This window comes from Agrobacterium sp. A3-95 (genome assembly GCF_053521785.1).
The window spans coordinates 493,084-507,404 of the sequence record NZ_JBNWDR010000001.1 but is presented as its reverse complement, the minus strand read 5'-3'; the positions used below and the strand labels follow the sequence as shown (position 1 = coordinate 507,404).

The window sequence follows — 14,321 nt, the reverse complement described above, 5'->3', positions numbered from 1 at the left end:
CACGAAGGCAGGCCTTTGCGGCGGTATTTTCTCTTTTTTGAAGAACCGCTTCATGCAGAAAACAGAGACGGCCGCCGTTCAGTCGATTGGTGTTGATTGCGTTCGCGAGATCGCCGGTCTCAACACGCAATTTGATATATTCCGGTTTTTGAAACGGCTGACGGAAGCCTGGGGATTCAAGGCCTTCATGGTGCTTGACCTGTCGGCCGAAATGGCGAGCGAATTGTCGCAATGCACCATCATCACCAGCTGGCCGGCCGAGCTTTTGCAGCGTTATGATGAAGAGGGCATGCTGCAGAGAAGCCGGGTTATGGCGCAGTTGAAGAAATCGACCACACCCTTTTCCGTCTCCCTGGATTTTCTGGTTAGCGGCGACGAAAACGCGCCGAAGAAACCGGTCATCGGACTTTTTGAGCGGTTCGATATGATCAATTCGGTGTGGTTTCCCGTTCACGACATCACCACGATGCGGGGAGCGGTGTCCTTTTCCGGTAACAAAACGACTTTGCCCACCAGCCAGCTAGCGGAACTTTTTTACATTTCCAGCCACATCTTTGCCCGGCTATCTGAAATCCGCCGCCTTGATCTGCGGGTTCCCGAGACATTGAACGAGCGCGAGATAGATTGTCTGAACTGGACGGCCGCCGGCAAGACCAGCGCCGAGATCGCTGAAATCATGATGCTCTCGGAACATACCATCAATCACTACCTGAACCGTGCGACGAAAAAACTCGATACTGTCAACCGCACCCAAGCCGTCGCAAAGGCGCTCCGTGTCGGTCTGATTAAATAGCGAAACCGCAAATTTATCATTGTGATAAATGGGTTCCTGGGCGATCCTTCTTTCGAATCACCGGGAAGGAGAAATCGTTTGCCGGAACGGCATAGGATAAAAGCGGGGTTTTCTCCGACTGTCGATTGCGCCGTACTGATAGCCGCTGCCGAAAAAGGCTTTGCTGCCGACGATGGCGTAGAACTGGAACTCATCCGAAAACAATCCGCGCGCGCTGTGCTTGCAGCACTTGGCGAGGACGAGGTTCAGATCGCCCATTTGCCTGCCGCGGTTCCCGTCGGTTCCGCGGTTGGCCTCGATGACCTGCCGGCCGATATTGTCGGCGTCTTCACTCTTTCCCTTGGCGGATCGGCAACGACCGTTTCGCACGGATTTTTCGACGAGCTTTACCGGGAGGGCATGAAGCTGCCGGACCCGGCCGCGTTCGGGCGGGCGATGGCCCGTGTCTGTTCCGCGCGCCGGGCGGCGGGTGAAAAACCGCCGGTCTTTGCGATCGAGGATATCGTGTCCACGCCGTTTTATGCGTTGCGTTATCTGCTCGGAAGCTGCGGTGTGCTGCTCGGCCGCGACATGGAAATCGTCGAAGCCCTGCCGAAGGCTATGCCGGCACTTTTGGAAAGCGGCAAGGTCGATGCGCTCTGTACCGCCGAACCGGCGGGCAGCGCTGTGGTGCTGGGTGGCGGCGGGCGGATCGTCACCACGGGAGCGCTGATCTGGCACAATGCGCCTGAAAAGATACTGGCCGTGAAGCGGCCCTGGGCGGAAGAGAACGCCACTGTGCTGGAAGGCTTGCTGCGTTCGCTCTATCGCGCCGGCGAATGGTGCGCCAACTCCGCCAATATCGAGGAACTTACCGGCATTCTTGCCGCCCCCCATTATATTGACGAGAACGGCGAATTCCTGCTTCCGGCGCTGACGGGCTATATTTCCACTTCGCAAAGGGACATGCAGCGTTTTCAGGAGTTTTTCGTAACAAGCGCCAAGGCCGCCAATTTCCCCTGGCAAAGCCAGGCGCTGTGGTTCTTCAGCCAGATGTTGCGCTGGGGCGAGGTGCCCCCCGATCGCCGGTTCGATGCAGCCGTGGTGGAGGCCGCGCGCAATGCCTATCGGCCGGATATCTTCCGCAAGGCGATGAAGCCGCTTTTCGTGCCGGTGCCGGGCGCGAACCTGAAGCTGGAAGGCACGTTGCGGGAGCCGGTCCATGTCGGGGCGTCACGCTCGGGTCTTGTCCTCGGCCCCGACTGTTTTTTCGATGGTCGGGTTTTCGATCCGGAAACGCTTGATATGGACGACGAAATCTGAAGTCTGCGAATAAACCGTCGCGATGATCCGCTGTTTGCGGTTTGGCATTGGCGAACGGGCCGCGTTTGTCTATGGATGGCGCGGAATGCAGCCCATATCCGGCGGGATGATGTAGCGGAGTAAACATATGGCAGAGGTCAGCAAGCACCAGGTCGAAACGGCTTTGGAGGCAGTCATCTATCCGGGCAGCGGCAAAAGCATTGTGGCGCTTGGCATGGTCTCGGAAATCTTCATCGCCGACGCGAAAGCCTATTTCTCTATTACCGTCCCGGCCGACAGGGCAGCCGACATGGAGCCGTTGAGGCTTTCGGCTGAACAGGCCGCCAAGGGCGTTCCGGGTATCGCCGGTGCTGTCGTCGCGCTGACGGCGGATCGCAAACCCGGCACACAACAACCCGCACCAGCGCGCCCGGCACCGGCACCTGCGCGCCCTGCGGCTGCAACCGGCCGCCCGCCCGCGCAGCCCGGCTCGTCGAAGGTCGGCGTTCCCGGCGTCGGCGCGATCATCGCGGTTGCCTCGGGCAAGGGCGGCGTCGGCAAGTCCACGACCGCCGTCAACCTGGCGCTGGGCCTACAGGCGCTGGGCCTCAAGGTTGGCATGCTCGACGCCGACATTTACGGCCCCTCGCTGCCACGACTGCTGAAGATTTCAGGACGCCCGCAGCAGCAGGAAGACCGCATCATCATCCCCATGGAAAATTACGGACTGAAGGTCATGTCCATGGGATTTCTGGTGGATGAGGAAGCGGCGATGATCTGGCGCGGGCCGATGGTTCAGTCCGCATTGATGCAGATGTTGCGTGAAGTCGCCTGGGGTGAACTCGATGTGCTGGTGCTCGACATGCCGCCTGGCACCGGCGACGCGCAACTCACCATCGCCCAGCAGGTGCCGCTCGCCGGCGCCGTCATCGTCTCCACGCCGCAGGATCTGGCGCTGATCGACGCGCGCAAGGGCATCACCATGTTCCGCAAGGTGGAAGTGCCGCTGCTCGGCGTCGTCGAGAATATGAGCTACTTCATCGCACCGGATACCGGCGCGCGTTATGATATTTTCGGCCATGGCGGTGCCAAGGCAGAGGCTGAGCGGATTGGCGTGCCGTTCCTCGGCGAAGTGCCGCTCACCATTTCCATCCGTGAAATGTCTGATGCCGGAACGCCGGTGGTTGCCGCCGAGCCGGATGGTCCGCAGGCCGCCATCTACCGCGATATTGCGGAAAAAGTCTGGGCCCGCATCGGTGCGGGCGAAAGAAAAGCCGCGCCGAAAATCGTTTTCGAATAACGTACCGGTTGCGGAAGAAAAAAGGCCGGGCGGTTGCTCTGCCTGGATATATTTTAAAAACAATATGTTAACTGGTGGCTTCGGGAAAGGCCGATGCATTTGAACGCCAGAGATGCATCGCCTGCAATGCTGTCGCGAGAAAATATTGCTTGATTGGGTCTCGCTTTGGGAGCATAGCCCTGCGCCGTTTGGTTCTTGGTCCGTCAGTCCGGCGGGATGTGAAAATCCCGCTCGTTCCGGTGTTCCCTGAAGTGTTGTCCAAAGGTTTGCCGACCTTGAACAGGATATGTTAAGCAGCATTGCGGCTGAAGCCAGCGATGCGGACCGGAGAAACGGATTGATAAAAGCCTATCGCGCCAACTGCGAGGCGATCAGCCTGTCGCCAGACGACGGCCGTGAACAGATTCCCGACGATATCGTCTGGATCGACCTTATCAATCCGACGAGGACGGAAGAGCAGTATGTTGAAAAACTGCTGGGGCTTGAGCTGCCCACCCGCGAGGATTTGAAGGATATCGAACCTTCCAGCCGCCTTTACATGGAAGATGGCAACGTCTTCATGACCGCCTCTCTGGTTTGGAAGGCAGATTCCGACGGTCCGCGCCTGACAGATGTCGCCTTTATTCTTGCCGGCAAGCGCCTTGTGACGATCCGTTATGCCGAGCCGAAATCATTCCACCTCTTCACCGCCGCCATCACCCGCGTGCCGCACGAGATGCGCAGCGGCACCGCGCTGTTGCTGAAACTGCTGGAAACCATCGTCGATCGCACGGCGGAAATTCTCGAAAACTCGGTGGCAGGCATCGACAATCTCGCCGCCGATCTTCTCGGCAGCCAGGCGCGCAGCAAGCGCAAGGCGCCGCGTTATCTGGAAGACCGACTGACGAACATTGCCGCCTATCATCGGCTGATCTCCAAGGTTCGCGACAGCCTTGCTTCCCTTGCACGCCTGCAGACTTTCCTGTCCACAAGTGCGCAGGTCCAGCAGGACAAGGACGCGAGGGAACAGAGCAAATCGATCGGTCGGGATATCCAGTCGTTGAGCGAACATGCCTCCTTCGTTTCCGGCAATCTGACATTCCTGCTGGACGCTTCTCTCGGCATCATCAACATCGAGCAGAACGGCATCATCAAGATCTTCTCGATCGCGTCGGTCGTTTTCCTGCCGCCCACTCTGGTGGCGTCGGTTTACGGAATGAACTTTCAGCTCATGCCGGAGTTGAACTGGACGTTTGGCTATCCACTCGCGCTCGTCGTCATGCTGATGTCGGCAATCATCCCGTTTCTCTTTTTCCGTTGGAAGGGCTGGCTCTAAGGAGCCAGGATCATCATGTCTCAAATCGCAGACAAGGACTTTACCGAGAAGCCGGATTCGGATGACAAGCATCAGAACAAGGGGCTTTATGCCGCGATCCTTGGTTCTATTGGCGTCGTCTACGGCGATATCGGCACCAGCCCGCTCTATGCCTTCCGCGAAGCGCTAAAGCCGATCGCCTATGATGGCGTGACGAGAGAAGAAGTCATCGGCCTGACATCCCTGATGATCTGGTCTCTGACGATCATCGTAACGTTCAAATACATCACGCTCCTGCTGCGCGCCGACAATGACGGCGAGGGCGGCACACTCTCGCTTCTGGCGCTGTTGATGAAAACGGCGGGCACTCACCGCAGCGTTCTCATCGTGCTCGGCCTCATCGGCGCAGCCCTGTTCCTGGGCGATGCCATGATCACGCCGGCGCTATCAGTGCTTTCGGCGGTGGAGGGTCTGAAGCTCGTCACTCCGGCCATGGACGACTTTATTATTCCGATCTCCGTCTGCATTCTCATCGGCCTCTTCGCGATCCAATCGCACGGTACGGGAACGGTGGCGAAATTCTTCGGACCGATCACCGCTGTCTGGTTCCTGGTCATGGGTGTGGCCGGCCTCATTCACATCGCCGATGATTTCGGCATTCTCTATGCCTTCAACCCCTGGCATGCGGTCGAGTTTCTCGCCAATGAAGGCTTTTATGGCATCGTCGTACTGGGCGCGGTTTTCCTGACGATCACCGGTGCTGAAGCGCTTTATGCCGATCTCGGCCATTTCGGCCGCCGTCCCATCCAGTGGGCATGGTTCTGTCTGGTTTTCCCGGCGCTGACGCTGAATTATCTCGGTCAGGGCGCGCTGGTTCTCAAGGACCCGGCTGCGATGTCCAATCCGTTTTACCTGATGTTCCCGCAATGGGCGATCCTGCCGGCCGTCATTCTGGCGACCGCCGCCACCATCATCGCCAGCCAGGCGGTTATAACAGGCGCGTTCTCGCTCGTGCGTCAGGCGATCCATCTCGGCTATCTGCCGCGCATGGAAATCCTCTTCACTTCGGAAACCAATACCGGGCAGATCTATCTTCCCGCCGTCAACACCATCCTGCTGTTCGGCGTCGTCGCACTGGTGCTCACCTTCAAAAGTTCGGATGCACTGGCCACCGCCTACGGCATTTCCGTTACCGGCGCGATGGTCGTCACCAGCATGATGTTCTTCGAATTCGTTCGCAAGCGCTGGCAATGGTCCATCTGGCTGGCGATTGGCGTGCTGGCGCCGCTTCTGCTGCTGGAACTGATTTTCCTCGGTGCAAACCTGCTCAAGATACATGATGGCGGCTATGTGCCGGTGTTGCTGGCAATCGCTTTCACCATCATCATGACCACCTGGCAGCGCGGCTCGAAAATCCTTTTCGCCAAAACCCGCCGCAGCGATGTGCCGCTGAAGGCTTTCGTGGCTTCGGTGGAAAAGGAAAGCGCCCATGCTCCGGTGCGCGTCCCCGGCACCGCGATTTTCCTGACTGGCGATCCGGATGCCGCACCCGCTGCATTGCTGCACAATCTCAAGCACAACCACGTCCTGCACGACAAGAACGTGATTTTGACGATCCGCACGGAAGACCAGCCGCGCGTCCGCCCCGAAAATCGTTACACACTGACGAAGCTGAGCGATCGTTTTGCCGTGGTCGAACTGCATTTCGGCTTCATGGAAACGCAGAACGTCACCCAGGCGCTCGGTTACCTCAGGCGCACGGGTTACAAGTTCGACATCATGTCCACCTCGTTTTATCTCGGTCGCCGCAAGCTGGTGCCGGATCCGAAATCGGGCATGCCCGGCTGGCAGAACCGACTGTTCATCGCGCTTGCCGAAACGGCGGCCGATCCCTCAGACTACTTCCGCCTTCCGGCCAACCGCGTGGTGGAACTCGGGTCTCACGTCGTCGTCTGATTATTAGAAGGTGGTTACACATTAACGTGAAGCCGCGCCCACGCGCGGCGTTAACCAAGCATCAAGGTTAATAAGAGATTCTCGAACACCTGTAACAAATATGGTTCCTGGTGTTCGGAGTGCTGGTTTTGCGTTCGAAAAGAGTAATGCGTCGTCGGTCCTTTGCGTCCCTTCAGGCATGGACCTCACCCGTTGTCTTCGGCCTTGCTGCCTGGCTCGTCTTTCCTTCCATTGCCGCACGCGCGGATTTGGCCTCCCTGCTGGCAGGGCTGGACAATGGCGGCGAGCAATGGCGCATGGTGCTGACCGCGTCACCGGCAGGCTCTGTCCATAATGCCTCGCTCACCTTTAACGATGCGGAAGGGGAGGCGGCGTTGCATGGCAGCGGCATGACCCTGCCCGATGGCCGCAAGGTGGCTTTCGTCACCAACAAGAAGGGTGACGAGACGACACCCGACAGCGAGCGCGTCAACCGTGCCGCCAAGAAGGGTCGCATCGTCGCAACCGAAATCATGCAGCCGCCAAAGGCCTTCACCGCCGGTTCCGTGCTGGAGCGCACCAGCATGCTGGATATAGAGCCGCTGAAGCGCAAGGACCGCACGGCTTTCGTGAAACCGAAACGCGGCAGCGACGTCAAACTTGCCTCCTTCTATTTCCGCCGTGAAGAAAAGAAGGCGGACAAAAGCGTCTCTCCGATGCTGGCGGAACTCGTCACCAACAGGACTCCCGATATTCTCGCCACGGCTTACGCGCCGGCCGAACCGGATTTCGCCCGTGAATCGCCGTTCGACGCCATTCTGAAAAAGCCGGAGGCCGGCCGCTTCGTGCCGTTGATCGGCGCGGACGATCACGCATGGGCGGCAACGCCGCTGCCCGCTGCCGTGTTTTCCGCAGCCGAACAGCAATGCCTCGCATCCGGCATCTATTTCGAGGCGCGCGGTGAATCGGTCAAGGGACAGGCGGCGGTGGCACAGGTGATCCTTAACCGCGTGCGCAACCCCGCTTATCCGAAAACCATCTGCGGTGTGGTTTATCAGAACAAGGACTGGCGCAACCGCTGCCAGTTCTCCTTCGCCTGCGACAATATAAAGGACCGGGTGAATTCCGAACGTCACTGGAAAATGGCGCGCGAAGTGGCCATGGCAACCACCGCCGGCAAAATCTGGCTGACGGAAGTGGGCTCGGCGACTCACTATCATGCCGTCTATGTTCGTCCCGCCTGGGGAAAATCCATGAAGAAGGTCGGCAGGATTGGCTTGCACGTCTTTTATCGAACCTATGGTGGCGGCTGGAGCTGATACCACCGCCAATTTGTCGCAATTTGCGTGTCAAAAATGCCGATTCCCGGGGGAAACATCGTCGACAAACTGCGATTTGGCGTTAAGCCTTTGTTTTTAAATATTTAATTTGTCAAAAAACAAGCTTCGCCAGTGCCTTGACTAGCGAAGCCCCTAAAACTATGTTGCGCGCGACTTCAGAGCGGGCTGGAACAGGCTTAATCCGTCACCGTTTACAACTCCAAAGGGTTCTGGCATGGCTGGAACGGAGAAAATGGGTGGGATTTTAAGATGACTGGCAACCGTGACGATAGTCTGGACGAGCGTCGCAAGCGCCTTGCCGAAGAGTTGGCAAAGGTGAAGGCGGAGGATGAGGCGGAAGTGAGGGCGGAGACCAATGCCGCGGAAAGCCGGAAAGGCTTTGCGATGGCGGTGAAGCTCTCATCGGAGTTCATTTCGGCCATCGTGGTCGGCGCTATGCTGGGTTATCTTCTGGACTATTTTGTCGGCACGACGCCGTGGGGGATGATCGTTCTTCTTCTTCTCGGTTTCTGCGCAGGCGTATTGAATGTGTTGCGCTCCACGGGCGCGGTGGCAAAGCCGCCGCTGCTTGAGAGAGCCGACAAGCGAGACGAGGGTGGAAAAGACGGCGTTTAAGCTGTTTTTTCTTGCAGTTGAGATGCCGCCATGAGCGGCGACAGGTAAAGAGGGCAGCCGGTGGCAAACGATCCGACCCATCAGTTCTTGGTGCAGCCGATCATTCCGATCGAAATTGGCGGCGTCGATTTTTCCTTCACCAATGCGTCGCTTTTCATGGTCGCGACCGTGGCCGCCGCTTCCGGTTTCCTTTATTTCGCAACGTCGAGCCGCGGTCTGATCCCGACCCGCATGCAGTCCGTTGCTGAAATGTCCTATGAATTCATCGCCTCCATGCTGCGCGAAGGCGCCGGCAAAAAGGGCATGGTGTTCTTCCCATTCGTATTCTCGCTGTTCATGTTCGTGCTGACTGCGAACCTTCTCGGCATGTTCCCGTATTTCTTTACGGTCACCAGCCAGATCATCGTCACCTTTGCGCTTGCCTGCCTCGTCATCGGCACGGTCGTCGTTTACGGTTTCTACAAGCACGGTCTGCATTTCTTCGGCATCTTCGCACCTTCGGGCGTTCCGAAGGCGCTTTTGCCGCTTGTCGCGTCAATTGAAATGATTTCGTTCCTGTCGCGTCCGATCAGCCTTTCCGTTCGTCTCTTCGCGAACATGCTGGCTGGCCACATCACGCTCAAGGTTTTCGCAGGCTTCGTCGCCTCCATGGGTGCGCTCGGCGCGCTCGGTATCGGCGGTGCAGTCCTGCCTCTCATCATGACGGTCGCAATGACCGCTCTCGAATTTCTCGTTGCCTTCCTGCAGGCTTATGTGTTCGCGGTACTGACTTGCATGTACCTGAACGACGCCGTGCATGGTGGTCACTGAGAAGTAAAGTCGCTGGCCCCGGCAACGGGCGCCAAAAGATAGCCGCAACAACCAATATCTCAAGGAGTCTCACATGGAAGCGGAAGCAGCAAAGTACATCGGCGCAGGTCTCGCATGCCTCGGCATGGCTGGTACGTCCCTCGCACTCGGCCGTATCTTCGGTGATTACCTCTCCGGCGCACTGCGCAACCCCTCTGCTGCCGACAGCCAGTTCGGCCGTCTGGTATTCGGCTTCGCCGTTACGGAAGCTCTGGGCATCTTCTCGCTGCTCGTAGCTCTCCTTCTCCTGTTCGCTGTCTAATAACGGCATCAGGTCTGGATCACGGCTCGCGCAAATTGCGTGCCGTGATCCTTCGCATTTGCAGTCCCCCTGGAGGTGAGCATGTTCGTGACCGAGGCTTATGCCCAGTCAGCACCGACCGTAGGTGAAACGCATACGGAAACTCCGGCTGTCGGCCAGCCGCAACCGGAAGCCACGCACACGGAAACCGGTGTAGCGCACGGCGCCGAACACGGTGCTTCCGGCGTTTTCCCGCCGTTCGACCAGTCTACTTATGCATCGCAGGTCCTGTGGCTGGCGATCACGTTCGGCCTTTTCTACCTGCTCATGCAGAAGGTCATCGTTCCTCGCGTCGGCGGCATTCTTGAAAACCGTCATGGGCGCATTGCACAGGATCTCGATGAAGCGGCACGGCTGAAAAGCGAAGCCGACGCAGCCGTCGAAACCTATGAAAAAGAACTCGCGGCAGCCCGCGCCAAGGCAAGCTCGATAGGCTCTGCGGCACGTGACGCCGCCAAGGCGAAAGCTGATGCCGACCGCGTCGCTATCGAAGCCGGACTTGCCGAGAAGCTTGCCGCCGCCGAAAAGCGCATTGCGGGTATCAGGGATCAGGCATTCGCGGATGTCGGCGCCATTGCCGAGGAAACCGCGACCGCAATCGTCGACCAGCTGGTTGGCGCCAAGGTCAAGGATGCCGACGTCAAGGCCGCCATTGCAGCCGCTTCGACTGTGAAGGGAGCCTGATATGGCGTTTGATGCATCATTTTTCGCTCTTGTCGGTCTTGTCCTTTTCTTCGTCCTGATCGCCTATCTCAAGGTTCCGGGCATGCTCTCCAAGTCCCTGGACGAGCGCGCACAGAACATTCAGGACGAACTGGCCGAAGCCAAGCGTCTGCGCGAAGAGGCACAGCACCTGCTGGCCGAATATCAGCGCAAGCGCAAGGAAGCCGAAGCTGAAGCAGCCGGCATCGTTGCCGCTGCCGAACGCGAAGCGGCCGCCCTGACCGCCGAAGCCAAGCAGAAGACGGAAGAATTCGTCGTCCGCCGCACGGCCTTGTCGGAACAGAAGATCAAGCAGGCCGAAGAAGACGCCATCGGCGCCGTTCGTGCCGCCGCCGTGGACATCGCCATTGCAGCTTCCGAGAAGCTCATTGCCGAAAAGACCACCGCTGCCGCAAAGGCCAAACTTTTCGCCAACACCATTGGCGAAGTGAAGTCGAAGCTGAACTAAGTTCATCTCGGGCTATTCAAAACCCCTCCGGCACCCGCCGCGAGGGGTTTTTTGTTTTATGCCTCAACCACGGGCGGTGTTGGCAAGCTCGCGGTTGCACACTGTGGTGCGGGCTTGCAGCGTGTCTATCGATGTCTGTCGACCTTTGGAGAAAAAGCATCGGCTTTGTGGACTGGATGCTGGCCGGCAATTCGTGGCTGCCAATTTGTCGAGGCTTGTTAAGTGATCGCGGGATAGATTGTGTTGGCCTCGAGCGCTATCAGCACCGCCAGTACAAAAGCTGCCGCGGTGGCAACCAGAAATGCGCCACTGAAAGCCAGGCCTGCTTTCGCGATGCCCAAGCCGAGATCCTGCATCAACCATCTTATCTGAGCCTGCGCATACCAGATCGTGGCGAGCGCGATAATGGCGAGCCCGAACGTAAGGCCATGTTCCAGAGGCATGGATGCAAAATCGAAGCCCAGAACCAGGACAAATGTAAACGGCGCAGCCACGTAACATTGGCTGAAGAACGGCGGACGCAGGGAGTTTCGGGTGATCCTCACCCGTTTCCACCGCAGAAGCGTGACGGCCATACACAGCGGATAAATCCCGAATATAACGCCACGCGCTATGAGCAGGTTCGAACCCGAACCAAGCTCCCGGGCGGCCAATGTGGGATCGTAAATGGTCGGAAGGGAGGCGGAGAGCCCCTGCGAAAATAGCAGAGTGATCAGGAGGAAGAGGGGCGGACTCAGTGTGTCGTCATACTGGTCCTCAAGCCGATCCGCGAGTTCGCTATCGGCGTAGCGCATCATGCTGAGCGGTGCGACGACCGATCGCCACATTGTAAGCGGATAGAAGAGGAGCCATGAAACCAGCTCGTAGAGAAGTTCTTCGAGCGACTTCAACAGTTTCATGAAATCCAAATCTCTTCTCCCAAAGCCCGTCAAGTCCACGCATTGAGATAGAATTCTACCAGTGGAGACGGAGATCGTCACCTCATGGCGGGGCGCTGAAATCCCGGGCGAGACCGCATTCTCCGCTTCAGGATCGTGGTTTTCGATCAATCCTGCTTCAGCGGCCTGAAACTCATCCGGTGCAGCGGACAGGGCCCATGGCTTTCTATGGCGCGCAGGTGGGCTGGTGTGCCGTAACCCGCATGGCCTTCGAAACCATAGGAGCTGTGCACTACACCGGCCCGTTCCATCATCCGGTCACGGGTCACCTTGGCGATGATCGAAGCGGCGGCGATTGAGAGGGAGCGGGAATCGCCCTTGATGACGGCCTTCGACTCGCAGGTGATGCCCGGCGGCTTGTCGCGGCCATCTGCCAGCACGAGGGCTGGGGAAATTTCGAGGCCGAGTACGGCGCGACGCATCGCGTCGAGGCTGGCGCGCAGGATATTCATGGTGTCGATAAGGCCGGGGCCGGAGGAGGCGACGGAAACGATCGATGTTTCCATGATTTGCAGAAACAGGCTTTCCCGTTTCAGCTTGGTCAGTTTCTTGGAATCGTCAAGACCACCAGGAATATTGTCGGGATCGAGAATGACAGCTGCCGCAACCACTGGTCCCGCGAGAGGCCCCCGGCCTGCCTCATCCGTGCCGGCCACGGGCCAAAGCCCCTTCTTCCTCGCTTCAAGTTCGAAGGAGAAATCGGGGCCCGTATCGGCGAGATCAAAGAGGGCAGGAGAATCGGGTGTGGTGCGGCGTTTCATGCGGCAGAAACTTGCACACACACCCGATCTCCTGCAAGCCCCCGGAAGCGGGCGATGACGGGCGCGGCCAGCCGGGGTCAAGGGGCGTGGCCAACCGTGCCCCTTAGGTCGTCATGACCTTTGATCCTCCAACGGGGCGGCGGAGGAAAAACGATCGCACGCGAGGCGGCGGGTTCCGGGGGTGATGTCCGACGGGCCAGGGAAAACCCGCCGGGCATTTCGTCAAGAGTATGGCCCCGTCAACAGGAAAGGGCTGCCACTCCTTATGTGTCTGCACCGCCGGGTATCGTTGCGCGCATCGTAATGCGCATTCGATCGGCCAAGCGGGCCTCATATTTTCAAAGCAGCGACAATTGCACGCCGGCACCTCCCGGCGGCACGAAGATATCGTCGCGCAGGTGAATGCCGCGGCGGATGAGGCCAAGCCGTTTCGTCGCCATTTCGAAACGCCTGCCGATCTGCCATGCATAGGGACCAGCACCCTTCATGCGTTTTCCGAATTCCGCATCGTAATCCTTGCCGTCGCGCATGGAGCGCACCAGCGACATGACATGCCGGTAGCGGTCCGGATAGTTGCGCAGCAGCCAGTCGCGGAAGAGCGGGCTGACCTCCAGCGGCAGGCGCAGCAGCACGTAGGAGGCCTCCGTTGCGCCAGCGGCCTTGCCGGCTTCGAGAATGCGTTCGATCTCATGATCGTTGAGTGCGGGAATGACAGGTGCCATCATCACCGCCACGGGAATGCCGGCATCCGTCAGCGCCTTGACCGCTTCCAGCCGCTTTTCGGGCGTGGCGGCGCGCGGTTCCATGCTGCGTGCCAGCTTGCGGTCCAGCGTCGTCACGGAAATACCAACCTTGACGAGACCTTTCTTGGCCATGGGCGCGAGAATATCGATATCCCGCTTGATCAGGGCCGATTTGGTGACGATGGCGACGGGATGGTCGGCCTTTGCCAGCACTTCCAGTATCTGCCGCATGATGCGCCATTCGCGCTCGATCGGCTGATAGGGGTCGGTATTGGTGCCGATGGCAATGACGCGCGGCTTGTAGCCGGGCTTCGCCAGCTCCCTTTCGAGCAGCTTTGCCGCATCCGGCTTGGCGAAAAGCTTCGCCTCGAAATCCAGCCCCGCAGAAAGCCCCATATAGCTGTGCGTCGGACGGGCGAAACAGTAGATGCAGCCATGTTCGCAGCCGCGATAGGGATTGATGGAACGGTCGAAAGGGATGTCAGGCGATTCGTTGCGGCTGATGATGCTGCGCGGCTTTTCCACCTGCACTTCGGTGCGGAACTCCGGCAGCTCCTCGAGGGTCTGCCAGCCATCGTCGAAAACCTCCCGCTGCAAGGCCTCGAAGCGCCCGCCCGGGTTAAGTCCGGCACCACGCCCGCGACGACGGTCGATCTCGATGCGCAGACCCGATGCATCGGCCAACGCATTGGCAATGTCAGGCGTATGGCTCGGCTGGAAAGCAGCCTGCCCCGAAAGCGTATGGTCTCTCATCTGGATGCTCCCAGGGTGCCGCACGCCTCTCAAGGCAAGCCAACGCCCTAAACCGTTTCCACTCGAACCGGCGTTTCATTGCCTCTTCGAATGATTAAGTTCCTACCGCAGAAACGAGAACATTACAAGAACAAAAAATGCAAAATCGATAGCTGACCAACCCGCCACCGGGGTCCTGTTTGTATCAATCCCACCTGAAGGTGGGCTAGGGTTAAGCCTGAACGGTCGCGGATTTTCTGACATCCAG

The 14,321-nt window shown here is 58.7% G+C and carries 14 protein-coding genes; 11 read left to right on the top strand and 3 right to left on the bottom strand.

All coding sequences use genetic code 11. The annotated features are described in order from the left end of the window. The first annotated feature begins 52 nt into the window (after nt 1-52). From ACQZ5Y_RS02610 to ACQZ5Y_RS02560, 11 genes are all read left to right on the top strand, one after another. The gene (locus ACQZ5Y_RS02610) at nt 53-793 is read left to right on the top strand and encodes a helix-turn-helix transcriptional regulator (protein ID WP_025592618.1); all 741 of its coding nucleotides are present in this window, start codon (nt 53-55) and stop codon (nt 791-793) included. A gap of 78 nt (nt 794-871) precedes the next feature. After that, complete coding sequence (locus ACQZ5Y_RS02605) at nt 872-2,095, top strand: CmpA/NrtA family ABC transporter substrate-binding protein (RefSeq protein ID WP_111842072.1); 1,224 nt, start codon at nt 872-874, stop codon at nt 2,093-2,095. 127 nt (nt 2,096-2,222) lie between these two features. Continuing rightward, on the top strand, nt 2,223-3,374 hold the full coding sequence (locus tag ACQZ5Y_RS02600) for an Mrp/NBP35 family ATP-binding protein (protein WP_019564221.1): 1,152 nt from the start codon (nt 2,223-2,225) through the stop codon (nt 3,372-3,374). Nucleotides 3,375-3,711: 337 nt separating this feature from the next. Continuing rightward, the gene (corA, locus tag ACQZ5Y_RS02595) at nt 3,712-4,689 is read left to right on the top strand and encodes a magnesium/cobalt transporter CorA (RefSeq protein WP_013635577.1); all 978 of its coding nucleotides are present in this window, start codon (nt 3,712-3,714) and stop codon (nt 4,687-4,689) included. Between the two features lie 15 nt (nt 4,690-4,704). Further along, on the top strand, nt 4,705-6,624 hold the full coding sequence (locus ACQZ5Y_RS02590) for a potassium transporter Kup (protein WP_013635578.1): 1,920 nt from the start codon (nt 4,705-4,707) through the stop codon (nt 6,622-6,624). 146 nt (nt 6,625-6,770) lie between these two features. After that, nucleotides 6,771-7,922, top strand: a complete 1,152-nt coding sequence (locus ACQZ5Y_RS02585) for a cell wall hydrolase (RefSeq protein WP_019564219.1) — start codon at nt 6,771-6,773, stop codon at nt 7,920-7,922. 270 nt (nt 7,923-8,192) lie between these two features. Then, nucleotides 8,193-8,558: an AtpZ/AtpI family protein gene (locus ACQZ5Y_RS02580; RefSeq protein ID WP_003511695.1), complete on the top strand. Its 366-nt coding sequence runs from the start codon at nt 8,193-8,195 to the stop codon at nt 8,556-8,558. A 60-nt stretch (nt 8,559-8,618) separates the two neighbouring features. Beyond that, nucleotides 8,619-9,368, top strand: a complete 750-nt coding sequence (locus ACQZ5Y_RS02575; protein ID WP_003511697.1) for a F0F1 ATP synthase subunit A — start codon at nt 8,619-8,621, stop codon at nt 9,366-9,368. A 73-nt stretch (nt 9,369-9,441) separates the two neighbouring features. Beyond that, nucleotides 9,442-9,669 carry a F0F1 ATP synthase subunit C gene (locus tag ACQZ5Y_RS02570; protein ID WP_003494147.1) on the top strand — a complete coding sequence of 76 codons (228 nt, stop codon included), beginning with the start codon at nt 9,442-9,444 and terminating at the stop codon, nt 9,667-9,669. A gap of 81 nt (nt 9,670-9,750) precedes the next feature. Beyond that, complete coding sequence (locus tag ACQZ5Y_RS02565; protein WP_003511698.1) at nt 9,751-10,392, top strand: F0F1 ATP synthase subunit B; 642 nt, start codon at nt 9,751-9,753, stop codon at nt 10,390-10,392. A 1-nt stretch (nt 10,393) separates the two neighbouring features. Then, a complete protein-coding gene (locus ACQZ5Y_RS02560) occupies nt 10,394-10,879 on the top strand; it encodes a F0F1 ATP synthase subunit B (protein ID WP_003511699.1) in 486 nt (161 codons plus the stop codon). A gap of 218 nt (nt 10,880-11,097) precedes the next feature. Here ACQZ5Y_RS02560 and ACQZ5Y_RS02555 read toward each other — a convergent pair whose 3' ends face one another. The 3 genes from ACQZ5Y_RS02555 to ACQZ5Y_RS02545 all read right to left on the bottom strand — a co-directional run bounded on the left by ACQZ5Y_RS02555 (nt 11,098) and on the right by ACQZ5Y_RS02545 (nt 14,074). Next, on the bottom strand, nt 11,098-11,787 hold the full coding sequence (locus ACQZ5Y_RS02555; protein WP_174049360.1) for a permease: 690 nt from the start codon (nt 11,785-11,787) through the stop codon (nt 11,098-11,100). Nucleotides 11,788-11,924: 137 nt separating this feature from the next. Then, on the bottom strand, nt 11,925-12,578 hold the full coding sequence (locus ACQZ5Y_RS02550) for a ribonuclease HII (RefSeq protein ID WP_019564214.1): 654 nt from the start codon (nt 12,576-12,578) through the stop codon (nt 11,925-11,927). Between the two features lie 338 nt (nt 12,579-12,916). After that, a complete protein-coding gene (locus tag ACQZ5Y_RS02545; protein WP_003511704.1) occupies nt 12,917-14,074 on the bottom strand; it encodes a PA0069 family radical SAM protein in 1,158 nt (385 codons plus the stop codon). Between the last annotated feature and the right edge of the window lie 247 nt (nt 14,075-14,321).

Excerpts from the sequence above, each read along its gene's own strand:
- ACQZ5Y_RS02610 (WP_025592618.1), top strand. The coding sequence starts at position 53 with ATGCAGAAAACAGAGACGGCCGCCGTTCAGTCGATTGGTGTTGATTGC.
- ACQZ5Y_RS02580 (WP_003511695.1), top strand. The coding sequence starts at position 8,193 with ATGACTGGCAACCGTGACGATAGTCTGGACGAGCGTCGCAAGCGCCTT.
- ACQZ5Y_RS02550 (WP_019564214.1), bottom strand. The coding sequence starts at position 12,578 with ATGAAACGCCGCACCACACCCGATTCTCCTGCCCTCTTTGATCTCGCC.
- ACQZ5Y_RS02545 (WP_003511704.1), bottom strand. The coding sequence starts at position 14,074 with ATGAGAGACCATACGCTTTCGGGGCAGGCTGCTTTCCAGCCGAGCCAT.
- ACQZ5Y_RS02570 (WP_003494147.1), top strand. The coding sequence starts at position 9,442 with ATGGAAGCGGAAGCAGCAAAGTACATCGGCGCAGGTCTCGCATGCCTC.
- ACQZ5Y_RS02600 (WP_019564221.1), top strand. The coding sequence starts at position 2,223 with ATGGCAGAGGTCAGCAAGCACCAGGTCGAAACGGCTTTGGAGGCAGTC.
- ACQZ5Y_RS02590 (WP_013635578.1), top strand. The coding sequence starts at position 4,705 with ATGTCTCAAATCGCAGACAAGGACTTTACCGAGAAGCCGGATTCGGAT.
- ACQZ5Y_RS02585 (WP_019564219.1), top strand. The coding sequence starts at position 6,771 with ATGCGTCGTCGGTCCTTTGCGTCCCTTCAGGCATGGACCTCACCCGTT.
- ACQZ5Y_RS02560 (WP_003511699.1), top strand. The coding sequence starts at position 10,394 with ATGGCGTTTGATGCATCATTTTTCGCTCTTGTCGGTCTTGTCCTTTTC.
- ACQZ5Y_RS02565 (WP_003511698.1), top strand. The coding sequence starts at position 9,751 with ATGTTCGTGACCGAGGCTTATGCCCAGTCAGCACCGACCGTAGGTGAA.